Source organism: Tritonibacter sp. SIMBA_163 (assembly GCF_046535935.1).
GTDB lineage: Bacteria > Pseudomonadota > Alphaproteobacteria > Rhodobacterales > Rhodobacteraceae > Epibacterium > Epibacterium scottomollicae.
On sequence record NZ_JAWJBP010001079.1, the window covers coordinates 1 to 245 of the forward strand.

The following is a 245-nucleotide window of genomic DNA, read 5'->3' on the forward strand; positions in this document are numbered from 1 at the left end:
GGTGAAGCTATAAAAGAATGGTCTGCCAGTCCTTACGATGTCATGTTAACCGAAAAATCTGTTACAGCATTGCACGTAAATGATGCTGCAATTGGAACGGCAGCCATTCAAAATGCCGCAATCCAAAAAGCACATTTAGGCACAGCGATAATTGACACGGCGCACATCACAGATGGTGCCATTACAAATGCTAAAATAGCCAATTTATCTGCCGACAAAATCACAGCTGGCACGATTAAAGGGAT

Annotated in this window: 1 protein-coding gene; it reads left to right on the top strand. The window is 42.9% G+C overall.

Features of this window, described 5'->3' with window-relative positions:
• Positions 1-245 (top strand): hypothetical protein (locus R0J92_RS25660; RefSeq protein WP_411053767.1); only part of this gene is annotated, 245 nt, incomplete at both ends.